The organism is Nostoc sp. ATCC 53789 (assembly GCF_009873495.1).
GTDB classification, from domain to species: Bacteria; Cyanobacteriota; Cyanobacteriia; order Cyanobacteriales; family Nostocaceae; genus Nostoc; species Nostoc muscorum_A.
This window is the reverse complement of the sequence record NZ_CP046703.1, coordinates 6,541,052-6,559,185: the sequence shown is the minus strand read 5'-3', so window position 1 is coordinate 6,559,185 and position 18,134 is coordinate 6,541,052. Positions and strand designations below refer to the sequence as shown.

Annotated in this window: 17 protein-coding genes and 1 pseudogene; 13 read left to right on the top strand and 5 right to left on the bottom strand. The window is 41.8% G+C overall.

What is annotated here, in order from left to right; translation table 11 throughout:
* Positions 1 to 65: 65 nt before the first annotated feature.
* The 11 genes from GJB62_RS27140 to ureC all read left to right on the top strand — a co-directional run bounded on the left by GJB62_RS27140 (position 66) and on the right by ureC (position 11,037).
* Positions 66 to 605 (top strand): outer membrane beta-barrel protein, encoded by a 540-nt coding sequence (locus GJB62_RS27140; RefSeq protein ID WP_114085161.1) that lies wholly within the window; start codon positions 66 to 68, stop codon positions 603 to 605.
* 264 nt (positions 606 to 869) lie between these two features.
* On the top strand, positions 870 to 2,786 hold the full coding sequence (gene sir / locus GJB62_RS27135; RefSeq protein ID WP_114085162.1) for a sulfite reductase, ferredoxin dependent: 1,917 nt from the start codon (positions 870 to 872) through the stop codon (positions 2,784 to 2,786).
* A 323-nt stretch (positions 2,787 to 3,109) separates the two neighbouring features.
* A complete protein-coding gene (locus GJB62_RS27130; protein ID WP_114085163.1) occupies positions 3,110 to 3,754 on the top strand; it encodes a Uma2 family endonuclease in 645 nt (214 codons plus the stop codon).
* A gap of 13 nt (positions 3,755 to 3,767) precedes the next feature.
* Positions 3,768 to 4,517 carry a 16S rRNA (uracil(1498)-N(3))-methyltransferase gene (locus tag GJB62_RS27125; RefSeq protein WP_114085164.1) on the top strand — a complete coding sequence of 250 codons (750 nt, stop codon included), beginning with the start codon at positions 3,768 to 3,770 and terminating at the stop codon, positions 4,515 to 4,517.
* Between the two features lie 68 nt (positions 4,518 to 4,585).
* Entirely contained in the window at positions 4,586 to 5,650 is a 1,065-nt protein-coding gene (locus GJB62_RS27120) for a tetratricopeptide repeat protein (protein WP_114085165.1), read from the top strand.
* A 95-nt stretch (positions 5,651 to 5,745) separates the two neighbouring features.
* A complete protein-coding gene (locus tag GJB62_RS27115) occupies positions 5,746 to 6,654 on the top strand; it encodes a transposase family protein (protein ID WP_159402448.1) in 909 nt (302 codons plus the stop codon).
* A gap of 604 nt (positions 6,655 to 7,258) precedes the next feature.
* Positions 7,259 to 8,098, top strand: a complete 840-nt coding sequence (locus GJB62_RS27110) for an urease accessory protein UreD (protein ID WP_114081109.1) — start codon at positions 7,259 to 7,261, stop codon at positions 8,096 to 8,098.
* Positions 8,099 to 8,137: 39 nt separating this feature from the next.
* A complete protein-coding gene (gene ureA / locus GJB62_RS27105) occupies positions 8,138 to 8,440 on the top strand; it encodes an urease subunit gamma (RefSeq protein ID WP_114081110.1) in 303 nt (100 codons plus the stop codon).
* A 21-nt stretch (positions 8,441 to 8,461) separates the two neighbouring features.
* A complete protein-coding gene (locus GJB62_RS27100; protein WP_114081111.1) occupies positions 8,462 to 8,767 on the top strand; it encodes an urease subunit beta in 306 nt (101 codons plus the stop codon).
* A gap of 8 nt (positions 8,768 to 8,775) precedes the next feature.
* Positions 8,776 to 9,312: a DUF1349 domain-containing protein gene (locus GJB62_RS27095; protein WP_181852809.1), complete on the top strand. Its 537-nt coding sequence runs from the start codon at positions 8,776 to 8,778 to the stop codon at positions 9,310 to 9,312.
* 9 nt (positions 9,313 to 9,321) lie between these two features.
* Positions 9,322 to 11,037: an urease subunit alpha gene (ureC, locus tag GJB62_RS27090; protein ID WP_114081113.1), complete on the top strand. Its 1,716-nt coding sequence runs from the start codon at positions 9,322 to 9,324 to the stop codon at positions 11,035 to 11,037.
* A gap of 379 nt (positions 11,038 to 11,416) precedes the next feature.
* Here the strand turns inward: ureC and GJB62_RS27085 are convergent.
* The 4 genes and pseudogenes from GJB62_RS27085 to groES all read right to left on the bottom strand — a co-directional run bounded on the left by GJB62_RS27085 (position 11,417) and on the right by groES (position 15,708).
* Positions 11,417 to 12,654 (bottom strand): annotated as a pseudogene (locus tag GJB62_RS27085) (ISAzo13 family transposase).
* Positions 12,655 to 12,765: 111 nt separating this feature from the next.
* Positions 12,766 to 13,491: a DUF4351 domain-containing protein gene (locus GJB62_RS27080; protein ID WP_245246199.1), complete on the bottom strand. Its 726-nt coding sequence runs from the start codon at positions 13,489 to 13,491 to the stop codon at positions 12,766 to 12,768.
* Between the two features lie 169 nt (positions 13,492 to 13,660).
* Positions 13,661 to 15,295 carry a chaperonin GroEL gene (gene groL, locus GJB62_RS27075; protein WP_012407589.1) on the bottom strand — a complete coding sequence of 545 codons (1,635 nt, stop codon included), beginning with the start codon at positions 15,293 to 15,295 and terminating at the stop codon, positions 13,661 to 13,663.
* Positions 15,296 to 15,396: 101 nt separating this feature from the next.
* Positions 15,397 to 15,708, bottom strand: coding sequence for a co-chaperone GroES (gene groES, locus GJB62_RS27070; RefSeq protein ID WP_012407590.1), 312 nt, complete (start codon positions 15,706 to 15,708; stop codon positions 15,397 to 15,399).
* A 365-nt stretch (positions 15,709 to 16,073) separates the two neighbouring features.
* Here groES and GJB62_RS27065 point away from each other — a divergent pair, with 365 nt between their 5' ends.
* A complete protein-coding gene (locus tag GJB62_RS27065) occupies positions 16,074 to 16,535 on the top strand; it encodes a ferredoxin (RefSeq protein WP_114085534.1) in 462 nt (153 codons plus the stop codon).
* Positions 16,536 to 16,864: 329 nt separating this feature from the next.
* Positions 16,865 to 17,542, top strand: a complete 678-nt coding sequence (locus GJB62_RS27060) for a response regulator transcription factor (protein ID WP_012407592.1) — start codon at positions 16,865 to 16,867, stop codon at positions 17,540 to 17,542.
* A gap of 77 nt (positions 17,543 to 17,619) precedes the next feature.
* Here GJB62_RS27060 and GJB62_RS27055 read toward each other — a convergent pair whose 3' ends face one another.
* The gene (locus GJB62_RS27055) at positions 17,620 to 17,928 is read right to left on the bottom strand and encodes an NIL domain-containing protein (protein WP_114085535.1); all 309 of its coding nucleotides are present in this window, start codon (positions 17,926 to 17,928) and stop codon (positions 17,620 to 17,622) included.
* Positions 17,929 to 18,134 lie beyond the last annotated feature (206 nt).

Here is an 18,134-nt window from a genome sequence, read left to right as displayed (position 1 = left end):
GAACATTGTTAAATGATTTTCGACTGGAAATATACAAGTAAAAAATAAAAATTTTGGTAAAAATTATGAAACGCTTACTCAAGTCTTTCGTGACATTTTCTGCATTATCTTCCTTAATAGTTGCTCCTCTTTTTCTATCATCTGGTCAAGCTTCTGCTGAAACCAAAAAGGGTACTGATGCTAGTTATGTTGGTGCTGGTGTTGCAGCTGGCGTTACTAGCGGCGGAGAAGGTATCAATGATGCTGCCACATTTGGTGGTAATGTTACAGGTCGCCTGAAATTAGGAACTACGCCATTTTCTGTACGTGGTAATGTTCTCTGGAGTGATAAGACAAGTGCTATCATCCCAGAACTTTCTGTGGATGTGCCTATCGCTAATAAAACTAACGCTTATTTAACTGGCGGTTATTCTTTTGTAGAAAAAGATGGCTCACCAACTCCTATAGGTAACAGAGATTCAGTAGTGCTAGGTGCTGGTGTTGAATCGGAAGTTGCTAACAATTTCCTTGTCTACACTAACGCTAAAGTCGGACTTGGTGCCTACCAAAATAGCGATGCTTCTGCTGTTACCATCAATGGCGGTCTTGGCTATCGCTTCAAATAAAAAATTATTGAGTCCTCGGTCACTCTATACTTTACTTAAGTACTCAGGACTTAGCACGGGCTAAACGCCCCGCTACCGCTAACAAAACTCACTACTCGCAAAAGCTGGTTTTGTTAAGTGTTACATCACTGACAAAGCCGGCTTTTGCCGTGGTAAAATTAAATCATTCCTCATTATTCCGGCCGGATTACCGGGGATCAAGTAGCCGAAGGGTGCTGATTCGGTGTCTACGTAATGCTTTATTGAGAATACTATACAAGTCTAATGGTTAAATCTGCTCCTTCCCCAATCGCTAGCCGTAAGCCTTCCAAAGTAGAAGGAATCAAGGAAAATAGTAATTTTTTGCGTGAACCTGTCGCAACTGAAATTCTTCAAGATACTACCCATTTTACTGAAAATGCGGTGCAGCTTTTGAAGTTTCACGGTTCTTATCAGCAGGATAACCGCGACAACCGCACTAAGGGACAGGAAAAAGATTACCAGTTTATGCTGCGGACAAAAAATCCTGGTGGTTTAGTACCGCCGCAGCTGTATCTGGCTTTAGATAAAATAGCCGATGAGTATGGCAACCACACGTTACGAGCAACTACCCGTCAAGGTTTCCAACTGCACGGTATTTTAAAGAAGAATCTGAAATCAGCGATCGCCACCATTGTCAAGAATCTGGGTTCAACTTTGGGAGCTTGCGGTGACATCAACCGCAACGTCATGGCACCACCAGCCCCCTTTAAAAATCGCCCAGAGTATCAGTATGCTTGGGAATATGCCCAGAATATTGCTGATTTGTTGTCAGCACAGACGGGTGCTTATTATGAAATTTGGCTAGATGGTGAAAAGGCAATTAGTGCTGAAGAAGACCCAGAGGTGAAAGCAGCGCGACAAAGCAACGGGAATGGCACAATTATCCATGACAACGAAGAACCGATTTATGGCACGCATTATATGCCCCGCAAGTTCAAAATTTGCGTGACGGTGCCAGGGGATAATTCGGTAGATTTGTATTCCCAAGACCTGACTTTGGTAGTAATTACCAATAATAAGAAGCAATTAGAAGGATTTAATATTTTTGCTGGTGGTGGCTTAGGCAGAACACACGGTAAAGAAGAAACTTTCGCTAGGTTAGCAGACCCCATCGGTTATGTGGCGAAAGATGATGTCTACGACATTGTAAAAGCGATTGTTGCTACTCAGAGAGATTATGGCGATCGCACCGACCGTCGTCACGCCAGATTAAAATATCTAATCAACGATTGGGGTTTAGATAAATTCCGTGCCCAAGTTGAAGAATATTTCGGTAAATCAATCGAAGCCTTCAAACCACTACCAGAGTTTAAATTCCACGACTTCCTCGGCTGGAATGAACAAGGTGATGGCAAGCTATTCTTGGGAATTTCCATTGAAAATGGTCGAGTCAAGGATGAAGGTTCGTTTCAACTGAAAACCGCCTTGCGGGAAATTGTCGAACAGTTCAACTTACCCATCCGCCTGACATCGAACCAAAACGTGATTTTTTACGATATCGAACCAGATAGCAAGGAAGCTATTCAAGACATTCTCAGCCGTCACGGTGTTGGAGATGAACCCAGTAAAATCGAACCTTTAGTGCGGTATGCAATGGCTTGTCCGGCTTTACCCACTTGTGGTTTGGCAATCACGGAATCAGAACGGGCAATACCGGGGATTTTGGAGCAGATTCGCGCTCTATTGGATAAATTAGGTTTACAAAAAGAACATTTTGTGGTAAGAATGACAGGATGCCCTAACGGTTGCGCTCGTCCCTACTTGGCAGAATTGGCCTTTGTTGGTAGCGCTCCAGAATCTTACCAGTTATGGTTAGGGGGTTCGCCAAATCAGACTCGATTGGCGCAACCTTACACAGAAAAGCTGCATCATAATGATTTAGAAAGTTTCTTAGAGCCGATTTTTGTTTACTTTAAGAAATCTCGGAAATCAAAGGAAAGCTTTGGTGATTTTTGCGATCGCGTTGGTTTTGATGCCATCCGCGAATTTGCTGCTAGCTACGATCCCCAAACAGCCAATGGTGCAAACAAATCGCGCCATCGGGTAAATTTAAAAGAAGAAGTTTATGGCAAGTTAAAGGAAGTAGCAGAAAGCCAAGGTAAGCCGATGACTCAGTTAGTGACTGAAGCGCTAGAGGTTTACTTCCAGAATCTTTCGTAAGCTGAAAAGTTTAAGATAATGAAATCAAAGAGAGACACAGATAAATCCATCTGTGTCTTTCTGGTGTGAGGAAGTTCCAAATAAAATAGGACTTACGCATGAGTTACGGAATAACGAACCGCAGAGGCACAGAGGGCACGGAGAAATCAGAGTTTGAGAGATATTTTGCGTAAGTCCTATAAAAAAATGTTCCAAAACTCTCTATATTTTTCCTCTCTCTGTGTTCTCTGTGTCTCTGTGGTTCGTTTATTTGGATAATTTATTTCTTAGAAGTCCCTAAGTCCTAATACAGTTAGGTAACACATCCACAGGAAAACTGAAATATGGTAACAACAGCAAAATTCGCAGAAACTAGGGATGTGCTGCAAAACATAAGCTGGCAGACATTTAAAGCTATGCTGGCAGATATGGGATCTGAGCGAAATAAAAGGCTAGCTTATGACAACGGAATAGTAGAAATCATGACTCCGCTAATGCCGCACGAGAATTCAAACCGTCTCATTGAAGGTTTTGTTCTTGTGCTGTGTGAAGAATTTGGTTTAGAAGTTAAAAGCGCTGGCTCGTTGACTATGACGCGGGATGATTTGGAGCAAGGAGGCGAGCCGGACAGTAGTTACTACATCCAAAATGAATTGTTAGTCCGCAACAAAGAAAATATTGACCTGAATACAGACCCACCACCAGACATAGTACTGGAAGTAGAATATTCCAGATCCAAGATAGACAAGTTAAGCCTTTATGCTTCAATGGAAGTCCCAGAATTCTGGCGGTATAACGGAAATGTCTTGAGGATCTACACCCTTAAAAATGGACAATACTCGCAAAGCGATCGCAGTCCAACTTTTGCACCTGTGCGATTAACAGAGATTCCCCGATTTATCCAAGAAAGCAAGAAAGTTGGACAAATAGCAGCAACTCGTGCTTTCCGTACCTGGGTTAGACAACAGATATCTACAGCAGGGCAATAATTCATTAAGAAAAATGTCTCAACTGCAAAGAATTGCGATCGCACCCTCCCAATTTCAACAAGGGCAAATTTTACTCACCAAAGAACAACAACATTATTTGGGGCGTGTATTGCGCTTGCGTGAAGGCGATCGCTTTATTGCAATGGATGGTAAAGGGAAATGGTGGTTAGCGCAGCTAGCAGGGGAGCAAGCACAGGTTTTAGAAGCGCTTTTGGTGGAAACTGAATTACCTGTATCAATTACCTTGATGGTGGCGTTACCCAAAGGCAATGGATTTGATGAAGTGGTGCGGTGTTGTACAGAGTTGGGAGTAACTTGTATTGCACCAGTATTGAGCGATCGCACTTTGCTTGATCCTAGTCCTCAAAAGCTCGAACGCTGGCGGCGCATCGCAGCCGAAGCCGCCGAACAATCAGAGCGCTCTTTTGTGCCAACAATTTTAGAGCCTGTTGCTTTTAATACGGGTTTGTCATTAGTCATTGGTCATTTGTCATTTGCCAACAGTCAGCAATATATCTGTGAAGCGCGTGGTGAGTTTCCCCATTTAAAACATTGCTTACAGCACAAAGGACAAATGACAAATGACAAAGGACAAGAAACAATTGTCATTGCTACTGGCCCAGAGGGAGGATGGACAACACAAGAAATTGAGAATGCGATCGCATCTGGATTTCAACCTGTTTCCCTTGGTCGCCGCATTCTGAGAGCAGTTACAGCCCCAGTAGTAGCATTATCCTTAATTACCGCAAGTTGTGAAGTATAAATGATTTATAGCTCACGCAAAAGTGATTTTGCGCGAGACATCACTCCATCCTGTATTTAAAGTAAGTGATGATTGAGCAAGTTGCGATCGCCTTTGACCATAAAGACTATCAAACAGCTGCCAAATTACTCAAACAGCTGCTAATAGAATCACCAGACAATCCTTGGGTGCAATTTTATCTTGGTCGGTTGCATGAAGTATCCACAAAGTATCAGGATGCGGAAAAAGTTTATCGGCAACTGCTGCAAGATACGACAAATACCAAAATAGTGTCGCTAGCACGTCAAGGTTTGCAACGACTGCAAGAAATCGAGATTGAACAAAGACAAAGAGCCATTTCCCAAGCAAAATCTGAACCTAATAACACTGAACTTGGCGTACTAGTTTTAGAGCCACTCAGTAACGAGATGAAAACGGACGCATCTCGAAAATTTGCCCAGATAATGCAACTAGATCCCTATACCGCACGGCTATTAATGCCAAGTCGTGGCTGGAGGTTGTACCGTACTGGACAAGTGGGAGAACTAAAATTTTACGGCAAACAGTTACAGCAGGCTGGTATTCCTTGCTTTTGGGCATCACTAGCTCAAATTCAGCAAATTCAAGTTTATCAAGTCAAACATTTTCAAGAATCTACCCCACAAGCTACTGTTGTTTGCTGTAATGACACAAATCAACTCGGTTCTCTCACCTTTGACTGGTCAGAAGTCACAGCCAGAGTAGTGGGACTATTGCCCATTTTTGAACAAGTTGTAGATGTTGATGCCCGCCGTAAACTGGAATGGAAAACTCAAACACAAGACTATGCTCAGTTTTGTGATTTACACTTACCTGGTAGACGTTGCATTCTCCGATTCTATGATAACGGCTATGAATTCCAGCAAGGTTTAAAAATCATTCCCCAAGCTAGCCAAAATACAATCAGAATTAATTGGAATAGTTTATCAAGTTGGATTGATCAGCAACTACCTCAAGTTAAAATTTGGTCAGATTTCACATCATTTGCAGATACAACATTAGACCAAACAGAAATGTTAGGTCATATCAAGTCACATATTCATTTGTTTCGCAGGGAACAGACTAATTGGGATTCAGCTTTTCATTTATATAGTGGACTGGTGTTTCTTAAATAATTCGTAATTGGTAATTCAGTTACCTATTAGACTTATCCTTAATATAAATAGCATGAGATAATAAAAAGTTGGAGTAGCAATTATGTGGAAAGAATATGACAAGTCCTTTGGCAAGAATTGAATCGTATCCTCATGAAGCTAAACGCCTAATTGGAATTAGTTATGACCATTTTTTAGCATTGGTCGGCCTGGCAGAGCAAAGGCATATAGAAAAACAGGCAGAAATTGAAAAAAAGAAAATTCGGATTATCGCTCCTGGAGGCGGGCGTAAACCAGAAATGTCAGCCAAAGAAGGAATATGCTTATGTCTAGTTTACCTGAGACAAAAACCAATTTTTGAGATTTTAGGGTTGCTGTTTAACATTTCCAAAACTAAAGCCAATGATGCCTTCAATTATTGGGTAGATATTTTGCGAGATATTTTACCAGCATCTCAAATAGAAGAAGTATCAACAGATAGTCAAAAATATCAAGAATTACAGCGAATGCTGTCTGAATACGAATTAATTGTCGATAGCACTGAACAACCTACAGCAAGACCTGTAGACTATCAAGAGCAAAAACGATACTACTCTGGCAAGAAAAAAATGCACACTCTGAAAAATCAATTTATTGTTCTACCTGGAGGGGAAGATATTGTCGATGTCCGTGTCGGAATGTTAGGGAAAACAAGCGATATTAATTTATTTCGAGAAACCCGCCATAAATTTACTGACACGCAACAGTTTCTCGGCGATAAAGCTTATATAGGAGATGATGCCATTACCACCCCTCATAAGAAACGAAAAAATACAGAAATCTCGGAATTACAAAAACAAGAGAATAAAGAACTTTCGTCACGCCGAATCGCTGTTGAACACATGATATGTCGGGTAAAAATATTTCGAGTAGCCAGTGATAGATTCCGTCTAGCTCGACATCGATATAATCAGGTAATTCTGGCTGTTTGTGGGCTGGTAAGATTAAGAATTAATCGGTTATTTTCTGTTACTCTTAGTACTTAATTTGCTATTTGTAAATTCATTTATTCTGATTCTACGTTTTTGCTCTAATTCCATTTTTTTCTCTCTCAATGCCTTCAAACCCTTATTTCCTCGTACAGCCAGATGGCGATCGCTCCTTCCGTGCAAATCCTTGTAACTCTCTCCTGGTAAGCTTTCATGATTCGCGGATGAGTCTATTAGCTAATACCCTTGGGTTATGCATTTTTTTCTTCTCTTCGCGTCCTGCTCTACGTTCTCGAATGCGCGTCGATACTCCGTTGGAGAACTCGTAGAGTAGACGCTTTGCATCTAAGTTAGAAAAAATGACTTTGGCAAAGATTTATAGCTTTAACTGAACTGTATTGATTTATTAACTACCTTAAAAACCAGTTCATAAATCAAATAGGAGTACTATTCGCTTTTCTGAACTACAGCGATGCCTACGACGGGCTACGCCTACGCACCCCTTTTCTTCCAGATATCAAAAGTTTTTCTTGGTGTCTTTGTCTGAGATTATCATCCGTTATTCCAGTTCGTGAAAAAATAATGATAAATTGCAGGTAAAACACTGGCAGAGTGAATTAATGAAATGTAATCCACCTGAAACTTAATGTTTACTTTATAAATGACCTGTAACTCACAAATAGCAGAAGGTTGGCATGGGAAACTTAATTTAGTCTATGCCGATCGCCAGGATGCAACCCAGTTAATTTACAATCACCAACAAGCGCCCCTGAAGGTACAACGCCCATTTTATCCAGAAGGGGAAAAAGTTTGTCATAGCGTAATTTTACATACAGCTGGGGGAATGGTGGGAGGTGATCGCTTATCCTCTAACATCCACCTCCAACCACAAGCCCAAGCCTTAATTACTACAGCTGCTGCAAGCAAGATATATCGCAGTAATGGGCTACAAGCTAGACAAACCATCCAAATGCAAGTTGACGCTGGTGCTTGTTTAGAATGGTTGCCACAGGAGACAATTTTATTTAACGACGCGATTTATCGGCAAGATTTACGGGTAGAATTAGCAACCGGGGCCAGTTGGTTAGGCTGGGAAATTACCCGGTTTGGTCGCAGTGCTAGAGGAGAAAAATTTTACCTTGGAGAATGGCGATCGCACACAGAAATTTGGCAGCAAGGCGTTCCTTTATGGATTGATCGGCAATGGTTACGGGGTAGCGAAGACATTTTCCACAGTCCCCACGGCTTGGCTGGAAAACCAATAGTAGGTAGTCTAGTTTGGGTTGGTGGTGAAGTTTCAGGAGAAATTGTCGAAAAAACACGAAGTTTATGGAATGGGGAAGGAGAAGCGGGTGTTAGCCGATTACAACATGGATTATTGTGCCGATATCGCGGTTATTCTACTTCTGAGGTGAGAAACTGGTTTATTGATGTTTGGCAGATGCTGCGAGTTTCTTTTTTGAATCGTGGTAATTGCATACCAAGAGTGTGGCAAGTTTAAACTAACCGCAGAGGCGCAGAGAACACAGAGGAGATAAGAATGCAACTTACGCCGCAGGAAAAAGATAAGCTATTAATTTTTACTGCTGCTTTATTAGCAGAAAGACGGAAAGGAAGGGGTTTAAAACTGAATTATCCTGAAGCGATCGCTTATATTTCTGCTGCCATTTTAGAAGGAGCGAGAGATGGGCAAACTGTGGCTGAATTGATGAGTTATGGTACAACACTATTAACGCGGGATGATGTCATGGAAGGGATATCAGAAATGGTACATGATGTGCAAGTTGAAGCTACTTTTCCTGATGGCACAAAGTTAGTGACAGTACATAATCCAATTCGTTAAAGTTTAGAAATTTTAATTTATATGATTCCTGGGGAAATTATCACACCAGCAGGTGAAATTGAACTAAATGTTGGTCGTCCAACTATAAAATTACAAGTGTCAAATACAGGCGATCGCCCCATACAAGTAGGTTCCCATTATCACTTTTATGAAGTTAACGCCGCCTTAAACTTTGACAGAGAACAAGCGCGAGGAATGCGCCTTGATATCCCCGCCGGAACCGCAGTCCGCTTTGAACCAGGCGATGAAAAAGAAATAATTCTAGTCTCCTTAGTTGGTACTCGCCAAGTCTACGGTTTCAACGCCAAAATTAACGGTTCTCTGTAGCTATGAACATGGAATGGTACAATGAACCGCCTGTTTGGGAAGTAAAAGACGAAGCGATCACTATCGCTTCCGGCGCAAAAACAGATTTCTGGCGGGAAACTCACTACGGTTTCATTAGAGATAATGGTCACTTTTTTTATCAAAAAATTCAAGGTGACTTTATTGCTGAAGTGAAAATCAGCGGACAATATCAGGATTTATACGATCAAGCTGGGTTGATGATACGTTTAGATGAGTTGAATTGGTTGAAATGTGGTATTGAATTTGTCGATGGCGTGCAACAAATTAGCGCAGTTGTGACACGCAATTACTCAGATTGGTCTGTTATTCCAATGCCACAAAATCCATCTTTAATTTGGCTGCGTGTAACTCGACGCGACACAGCAATAGAAGTGGAATACTCTTTGAATGGAACTGAATATACAATGCTGCGGCTCGCTTATTTGACTCAAACGGAAACAGTAAGTGTAGGTGTGATGTGTGCCTCACCAGAAGGGAATGGTTTCCAGATGAGGTTTGAAAAATTCCAAATTCGCAGTTTGTGAGGAACACTTATGAGTTACAGAATGGATCGCCGCGCTTACGCCGAAACCTACGGCCCAACAGTAGGCGATCGCATCCGACTTGCAGATACAGAATTATTTATTGAAGTTGAACAAGATTTCACCACCTACGGCGACGAAGTTAAATTCGGCGGCGGTAAAGTCATCAGAGATGGAATGGGACAATCCCCCATTTCTAACGCCGATGGTGCTGTAGATTTAGTAATTACCAATGCCTTAATTCTCGATTGGTGGGGTATTGTCAAAGCAGATATCGGCATTAAAGATGGCAAGATTTTCAAAATTGGTAAAGCCGGAAATCCTTATATTCAAGACAATGTAGATATTATTATTGGCCCCGGAACTGAAGCCTTAGCCGGTGAAGGAATGATTCTCACTGCTGGCGGTATTGATGCCCATATTCATTTTATTTGCCCCCAACAGATTGAAGTTGCGATCGCTTCCGGTATTACCACTATGATCGGTGGTGGTACTGGCCCCGCCACAGGTACAAACGCCACTACCTGCACTCCCGGCCCTTGGAATATTTACCGAATGTTGCAAGCTGCTGATGCTTTTCCCGTCAACTTAGGATTTTTGGGTAAAGGTAACGCCAGTCAACCCCAAGGACTTGTAGAACAAGTAAATGCCGGTGCAATGGGGTTAAAGCTTCATGAAGACTGGGGAACCACACCCGCAGCAATTGATACCTGCCTCAGTATTGCCGATGAATATGATGTGCAAGTAGCGATTCATACTGATACTCTGAATGAAGCCGGATTTGTCGAAGATACGATCGCAGCTTTTAAGAATCGTGTCATCCACACTTACCACACTGAAGGCGCAGGTGGCGGACACGCGCCAGATATCATCAAAGTTTGCGGTCAAGCCAACGTTCTGCCATCTTCCACTAATCCCACACGTCCTTACACCCTCAACACCTTAGACGAACATCTGGATATGTTGATGGTATGTCATCATCTTGATCCTGCGATCGCTGAAGATGTTGCTTTTGCTGAGTCTCGCATCCGCCGAGAAACCATTGCCGCCGAAGATATTTTGCACGACTTAGGCGCATTTAGTATGATTTCCTCCGACTCTCAGGCAATGGGAAGGGTAGGCGAAGTGATAATTCGCACCTGGCAGACATCTCACAAAATGAAGGTGCAGAGGGGAATTCTTAACCCACAGGGAGATGAGCAAAAAGCAGATAATTTTCGGGCAAAAAGATATGTTTCTAAGTATACAATCAACCCTGCGATCGCTCATGGAATTGCTCAATATGTAGGTTCAGTGGAAGAGGGAAAATTAGCAGATTTATGTTTGTGGCATCCCGCGTTTTTTGGCGTGAAACCAGAGATAGTGATTAAAGGCGGAATGATTGCATGGTCGCAAATGGGCGATGCTAATGCCAGTATTCCCACACCGCAACCAGTTTATATGCGCCCAATGTTTGGTAGTTTTGCCGGGGCGCGTCATGCCACATCATTAACTTTTGTTTCACAAGCAGCTTTAGAGAACGAAATTCCTAGCCAGCTAGGTTTACAAAAGGCAGCAGTAGCAGTTTCTGGAACACGCCAATTGAGCAAGCGTGATATGAAGCTGAATGATGCACTACCACACATTGAAGTAGATCCAGAAACATATCAAGTTAGGGCAGATGGTGAGTTGCTGATTTGTGAACCTGCGACAGTTTTGCCAATGGCACAGAGGTACTTTTTGTTTTAGTTCGTGACCAAGCAACTTACTGATTCCGATTGCCAAATCGATGCGTCAATTTCTTCAAAATGCTGATTTAGTAGACATCAGGTTATATTTTATTAACCTAGTTTTATTGCTGCAAAATATCTTGATAAATTGCAGACTATTTAATAATATCCTTCTGTAAAAATTTTAGTCTCTCTCCTGCTTCTCTAAGGGACTTCCAGAGAATAAAATATACAGTCAATAAAAATGATAATCATTTTAAGGGGGAGAAAGGGGTTGCCAACGGCAACCCCTTTCTCCCTCAATAAATAGGCAAGATAAATGTCTGCACAAAGAGAGTTCTTAAATGCAGTGAGCTGAATTGCTATCGACTATTTTTGCGCTTTTAACTTTTTGAAAATTACGTTACTCCACAACAGATATCAATAAACCACTTACCTAAATTTGGTAAATTATCTTCGGTAAAATTAGTCAAACGTTCAATCTTATTTTCAATTTCTTGCATAGCTTTTTTAGTTAGACGGACTCCGCTAGAGTAAGTCTGAGTAACTAACTTAACAACTGGACTTTTACCATTCCACGTCATAGTCTTAGCAAAATTTAATGCAGTTTCCACATCGTCTAAAATACTGCCATTCCAATGATTCTCCAAAACAGCCCAAGTTCTTTCAATTGGATTATATTTACTGTGATAGGGAGGGTAATAAGCTAAACGTATATTTAATTTGTATGATTGAGCAAATTCAACTATACGTTTCATAAACTGAGTACGTCGAGAACTATTTTCTCCTCCATTATCTTGATTAATAAGTAAAGTTTTTATTTCCGAAAATCGCCAGCTTTCTGATTTCCAAAAATCCCCTAAAATGTCAACGATAAAATCGCTAGTTACTTTGGATTCTGTAAAATACAAAAATAGCTCGTCAAGGTCTGGAAGAAAGATACCATAAGGAGCTACAGTTGTTTTTGGTTTGAAGTCGTGGTCATCAGTTTCTGTTGGTACTCGATTTCTACCACCACGATCAAAGGAGCCGATATTTACGCGAGCTTTCGCATCCAAGCTTAAACGTAAAATAGTTGGGTCATCTGAAGCTTCTTGGTGAACTATAGCTAATTGCTCAAAGATTGCATCAGTTTCGGGAATTTTTTTTGAGGTTGAATTTTGGCAACCCTCTTGAGGCGATACCCTAAATCATTTAACTTGACACGAATTGTTTCTGAAGTTGGTAATTCTTCTTCAGCATAACCAAATTTTTCAATTAATTGATGTCTTACAACAGATGCGCCCAGTCGGGTATAGAGTCTTTGACTTTTAAAAGTCGGGTCTATTTGACTTTGAGAATCGACTAGTTTTTTGATATCTTCTAAAAGAGTTGGTAGGTGTTCTTCTGCTTTTTTTCTTCCTCTACCTTGATAATTATCCACACAAGTGATACCACTATTTAATTCTTTAATTCCTTTACCAATAGTTACACGGTTCCATCCTAACTCTCGCTCTGCTATAGACTTTCCTCCGTGTCCTAATGCCACAACTGTTTGTGCAATGAACCTACGTTTAGCTGCTCCCTTTAATTGATGTGCGGTTTCCTTCAATAACTTTTTCAATGAATCTGTTAATTGTATTGACACCTCAAACATCCCAAAATCGAATCATCATTCAATTTACTACAACTTGGGGTGGGAGAGGCTGCCAACGGCAGCCTCTCCCACCCCCCTAACAATGATTATCATTTTTATTATCTGTATATTTTATTTTCTGGAAGTCCCTAACCAAGCTACTAAATTATCAACTTCAGAAAAATCCAACAATGCCTCTCCCAAATCCTCTAACTGTTCAGCAGATAAATTCCTAACCTGCTCAACTAATGAGCCACCAATATTATCACCAAAACGCTTTTGAAGCTGACGACTAATCAATTTAAACGCTTCCTTTTGAACAATATCTTGATAAATTACAGACTCTCTCATAATATCCTCCCGTAAAAATTGCCGAACAAAATCCTTGTCAAACCGCAAACCTGCCAGAATTTCTACACAACCCGCAATATTTTGTTGCTCCTCTCTATCTGGAATTGTAGCGACTTGTTCAGCCACTTGTGCCAGCAAACTTTGCGGCGAGTCAGTTCGCGTTAAACTTGCTAAAGGTAACAGCGCCGGATTAACTAAAAATAGTGTTGAATCTTGCTCCCAAAGACGAACAATCTGATATTGGTGAATCGTCATGTTGTCCCGATATTCTTCAGTAAAAGCCATTTCATTAGTAGTTTCCTGCAAAAAGATTAGCACTTGCACTACAGGACAACGGTATTGGCGCTTCAACCTCACAGAATAATCGAGCATTCGGAAATTAAGCGCCGGATTAGATTTCGCCAAAGTTTGAAATTCAATGTGCAAAATTTGGTTAGCTGCTTGCAAAAATGTCACAGAATCTGCACGAATTGGTTCAAGCGTAAGTTCCGTTTTTAATACTTCAATTTATTGCACCTCTACCCCAAGAAACCAACGGACAAAATCAGCAGGGTACTGTTCAGCTAAATATTTACAAGCGTTGTCGTAACTCACCCTCTTCCTCTTCTTTTGACACAAAAAAACAGCCGCATCCATCAGGAAGCAGCTGTTTTTCAAATTATGTAACTACAAAGTATTAGTAATCGAAGTCGCCGCCACCAGCACCAGCGCCAGCAGGAGCGCCATCTTTTGGTTCAGGCTTGTCAACTATAATACATTCGGTTGTCAACACCATACCAGCGATGGATGCAGCGTTTTGCAGAGCAGAACGAGTCACTTTAGCAGGGTCAACAATACCAGCAGCTAACAAATCGACGAATTCGTTTGTTGCAGCATTGTAGCCAACATTGAATTCTTTCTCTTTAACGCGTTCAGCGATCACAGCACCATTCTGACCAGCGTTTTCAGCAATCCGCTTCAGAGGTGCAGGTAAAGCACGAACAACAATCAAAGCACCAATCAACTCTTCATCTTTAAGATTGCTCTTCGCCCAAACTTCCAATTCAGGAGCAAGGTGAGCCAGAGTTGTACCACCGCCAGGAACGATACCTTCTTCCACAGCAGCTTTGGTGGCGTTGATAGCGTCTTCTAGGCGCAGTTTCTTGTCTTTCATTTCGGTTTCAGTCGCTGCACCAACTTTCACGACAGCGACACCACCAGAGAGTTTAGCAAGACGCTCTTGTAATTTCTCTTTGTCGTAAGAAGATTCGGTTTCATCGATTTGACGACGAATCTGTTCTACACGAGCCTTAACAGCAGCTTCGTTACCTTCGGCAACAATTGTGGTGCTGTCCTTGGTAATGGTGATCCGGCGAGCTTTACCCAGGCTATCCAGCTTGGTGTTATCTAGCTTCAAACCAGCATCTTCGGTAATTAGTTGACCACCAGTTAAAACAGCGATGTCTTCTAGTAGTGCTTTGCGGCGATCGCCAAAACCAGGAGCCTTAACAGCAGCCACGTTGAGTACACCGCGCAAACGGTTTACTACTAAGGTTGCCAAAGCTTCTTTTTCAATATCTTCGGCGATAATTACCAAAGGACGACCAGCACGAGCTACTTGCTCTAACACTGGTACAAGGTCTTGTACCAAAGCGATTTTCTTATCGGTCAGCAGTATGAAAGGCTCATCAAAAACTGCTTCCATCCGCTCAGGGTCAGTAGCGAAATAAGGAGAGATGTAGCCTTTGTCAAAGCGCATCCCTTCAGTGATTTCCAACTCGGTGAACATAGATTTCCCTTCTTCTAGGGAAATTACGCCTTCCTTACCCACCTTGTCCATTGCTTGGGCAATCATCTGACCGACTTCTTCGTCATTACCAGCCGAGATTGCACCAACTTGGGCAATGGCTTTGGAATCTTCCACTGGACGGGCGTGTTCTTTGATTTTGTCTACCAAAAAGGCAGTAGCTTTATCAATACCACGCTTCAGGGAAATTGCGTTAGCACCAGCTGCAACGTTCCGCAAGCCTTCTTTGACGATCGCATGAGCTAAAACGGTAGCAGTTGTGGTACCATCGCCCGCAGCATCGTTGGTCTTAGAGGCAGCTTGACGAATCAAAGCTACGCCAGTGTTTTCAATGTGGTCTTCTAATTCGATTTCTTTAGCGATCGTTACACCGTCATTAACAATTTGCGGTGCGCCAAATTTCTTTTCTAGGACTACGTTACGACCTTTGGGGCCAAGGGTAACAGCTACAGCCTCAGCCAGGATGTCAATGCCTCGTTCTAAGGCGCGACGGGCGTTTTCGTTGTAGATAATGCGCTTTGCCATAATTGTTTTAGTTGTCCTTTGTCATTTGTCTTTTGTTCTTCGTCATTTGTCATTTGTCTTTTGTCATTGGCTAATGACTAATGACTAATGACTAATGACCACTAAATAACGACTGCTAAAATATCTTTTTCAGAAAGCAGTACATATTCTTCGGTGCCGAGCTTGATGTCAGTGCCAGCGTACTTGGAGTACAACACTTTATCGCCGACTTTAATTTCCAATTCCTGACGGCTACCGTCTTCGTTACGCTTGCCAGGGCCAAGGGCAACTACTTCCCCTACCTGGGGCTTTTCCTTGGCGGTATCGGGCAAATACAGACCACCTGCGGTCTTTTCCTCTGAGGCGTTCACTTTTACGAAAACGCGATCGCTCAAAGGTTTAACTGTAGAAACGCTTAAAGATAAGGCTGCCATAATTATTTTCTCCAGAGATTAGCACTCTCAACCCCTGAGTGCTAATTTACCTAAAATTGGCATCCAATGGCAAGAATTGCTTGAGTACGGGTTCCCGAACTAGAAGAGCGTTGATGTACTTAAGTATTAATGCCTAATTATTTATATCCTTCGGGTTCTGCTCTGTAAGTTACGTATATTTTTATATGGTCATAGGGAGTCGGGAGTAGTGAAGAGTTTTCCCAATGCCCAATACTTATATTTGAGAGACTCTGCTCAGTACAAGTTGCCCAATGCCCCATTCTCTTCTCAGTCAACTTTATTTGCAAAGCTGGGAAATTGTTATAGAACTGTAATCAGGGAGCTGCTCGATAAGTAACAATACAGTGATCCAGTCAAGCCATCAAATCCCCAAAGCCACTAAATCTCTAGTAGAATATAATGCCCTGAGTAATTGTGTAGAAAGTTTTGGACTTGCAAAAATTCAGCGACACATTTTTATTTGCGCTGACCAGACAATTGCTAATTGCTGCTCAAAACGAGCTAGTCTGGAATTCTGGGAATACTTAAAAGAGCGACTTAAAGAGTTAAAACTTGATGAGTCGCAACAGAATTATTCCTTATGCGTCTACAGAACTAAAGCCAACTGCTTGCGCGTTTGTTGTTCTAGACCCATAATGGTGGTTTACCTTGATGGTGTCTGGTATCGCCAAGCAAACCTGGAAGTTATTGAGCGGATCATCCAAGAACACTTAATAGGCAATAAGGTGGTAAAAGAATATGCGTTTTTCAACCATCCTTTGCCAGAAACTTCCCTAGTTTCTTGTGAACACCTCATAGAGGCTTAACAACCGAAGGATATGGAACAGCAGTAAGCTTTAAGAAAGTGCGGGTTGGTTTTGAGGTAGGGTCATCTTTAAGCCAATACTTACTTGTGAGTCAGAAGGATTATTATTTAATCAGTGTTTTTTCGCCCGCCACTTTCAATGCGATATATAATAGCGCATTATAGATACTACTGCTATACGTATCCTTGCTGGACTTTTGCTATCGAGCTATTAGTCTCTTGAAAATGCTCGGCATTTTTGAGACTTCGAGACAGCAAAGGCAAGTTAAGTAGGAAAAAGGACAACATCTCAAAATAACCCACCATAGAGGATAAATATTCAAGACTTTGATGGACCGAAGCGCGACAAGTGCCACTGCTATGAAAGAGCCCAGCATGAAAGATCACAAACGACTTCTATTGATTGATGATGACCCTAACCTCATCTTGCTGGTGAAGGATTACTTAGAATTCCGGGGATACGAAGTCATCACCGCCGAAAATGGACGTGAAGCTCTGGAAATTTTAGAGCAAGATGTTCCAGACATGATTATCTGCGATGTGATGATGCCGGAAATGGACGGATATACTTTTGTGGAACAAGTCCGGCAAAACGAACGCACCAGTTGGATTCCGGTTCTTTTCCTTTCAGCTAAGGGACAAAGCGCAGACCGAGTTAAGGGTCTGAATAAAGGTGCTGATGTTTATATGGTCAAGCCCTTTGAACCAGAAGAACTCGTAGCCCAAGTTGAATCCTCGCTGAAACAAACTATCCGTTGGAAAGAACACCAAGCAAAAGGAGGCGAAAATGGTTCCCGCATCCAGGTTCCCTTCGATGTGCAATTAACCCCAACAGAACTGAAAGTAGTCCAGTTTGTCGCTAGGGGTTTAGCTAACCGGGAAATTGCTGAAGAACTAAATGTTAGTCAGCGCACAGTTGAAAGCCATGTGTCCAATATGTTGGGCAAAACCAATCTCCATAACCGCACTGAACTAGCGCGGTGGGCGATTGAAAATCAAATGGCCTAAAATCAGTAACGAGTGCTGAGTGCTGAGTGCTGAGTGTTTTTGACTCAGCACTCATAACTCAGGACTGAGAACTCAATTTACCAACCATCTTCTTCAGGGCTGGATTGGTGCAAAACTTCTAAATCCAGTTCATCCAGGTAAGTTAGGGCACTTTCAATCTGAGAAACAGTACCTCGCAGTTCCAGATCGAAGCAGCTATATTGTGGCACGTTTGCGCTTACCTGAGCATCAGCAATAATAACTGTGATCCCATAGTGAGAAACCAGTCGTGAAATGACTGGTTCCTCATGCAAGTCTTTAGGAATACGAACCTGGATGCGAGTTTGGGTGCGTCTATTATCTAAAATATCTGTATTAGATTTTACTTCTTTATTTGGAATTGCCATTCTAGCTTCCTACTCGACTTCTGGGATGAGGGTTTTAGTTTGCACGATTTCTTTTAACACTAGCGTCACTTATCCCACGCAGGCAAGCAAGAAAGTATTTACCTTTGCAAACTATTAATCTACATATAGTCAATGTAAAGAATTGCTCATAATTCGGTAGTTATGAAGTTAATTGTTATTCTATAGTGGTTTTTGAGCAGATTGAA